Annotated in this window: 2 protein-coding genes; both read right to left on the bottom strand. The window is 64.4% G+C overall.

Annotated features, from left to right (window positions below; all coding sequences use genetic code 11):
* On the bottom strand, positions 1-500 hold a 500-nt coding region (locus NKH02_RS34370), incomplete at its 3' end, for a site-specific integrase (RefSeq protein ID WP_502913897.1).
* Positions 500-1,038: tyrosine-type recombinase/integrase (locus NKH02_RS34365; protein ID WP_352884276.1), on the bottom strand; the 539-nt coding region annotated here is incomplete at its 5' end. The genes NKH02_RS34370 and NKH02_RS34365, both read right to left, overlap by 1 nt.

Here is a 1,038-nt window from a genome sequence, read left to right as displayed (position 1 = left end):
CGGGTTTTCCGGAACTTGGTCTCGCGGATCAGCAGGCCGTCGCGCGTCACGTCGGCGACCGTCAACTTCAGCGCTTCGGAGATCCTCAATCCGGTGACTGAGAGCAGTGCGATCAATGTAGCATAGGTCCGTGAGCGCAAGCCGCCTTTGGGTCGAAGCCGAAGGGCGGCCTCGATGAGGCGATCGATCTCCGCTGCTGGGTAAATATGCGGCGAGCGCCGCGTCTTGCGGGCACCGAAGTGATTAGCCGGCGGCAGCTCATGCCGGGCGTCTTCAACCCGGACATGACGCACAAAGCGGCAGACGGCTTTCAGTCGAGCATCGCGTTGCGCGACAGACGGTCCCCGCGCCGCCCAATCGATTGCGGTTTGCGTGTGGACTTGCGTTTGCCCGCGCTCGGTCGCAAAGGCGGCAAAGCTCCTGAGCAAGTATTCCGCATTCAGCATTGCGAATCCAGTGGCACGGCGGAGCGCCAGATAAGTCTCGATGGCCTTCAACATCAGAGAACCTCCGGCCAGGGCTGCGCGATTTGCTTCAGGAGCGTGACATCGGCCTTGGCGTAACGGGCAGTCGTGTCGATGCCTCGGTGCCGCAGGACCAACCCGATCTTCTCAAGCGGAACGCCATGGCGCAGCATCTCGGTCGCCGCCGTGTGTCGCAGGACGTGCGCCCCTTTGACTGGCGCCACGATGCCGGCCCGCTGCATGAGGCGTTTCACCAGCGACGAGATGCCGTCACCGTTCCGGAACGGTCGAAACGGCGCGATATTGCGGAGGAACACGTGATCGCTCGGGCAGGTCGAAGGGCGACACGCGAGGTAGTCGGCGATCGCATCACCGACATCTTGCGGCAGCGGCAGACGCACCTCATAGCGCGACTTGCCCGAGACCCGCAGCGAGCCCGTCTCCCACTCGATATCGTCAAGGCGGAGTTGCGCCACGTCGCCGGCCCGCAGCCCGAGGCGCACCAAGAGCAGGACGATCGCGCGATCACGCCGGCGCGCAACGACTTCGCCATCGCATACCGCGATCAGCCGGT

This window comes from Mesorhizobium sp. M1396 (genome assembly GCF_040317725.1).
GTDB lineage: Bacteria > Pseudomonadota > Alphaproteobacteria > Rhizobiales > Rhizobiaceae > Mesorhizobium.
The sequence above is the reverse complement of the archived record's forward strand: the minus strand, read 5'-3'. Positions and strand labels throughout refer to the sequence as shown.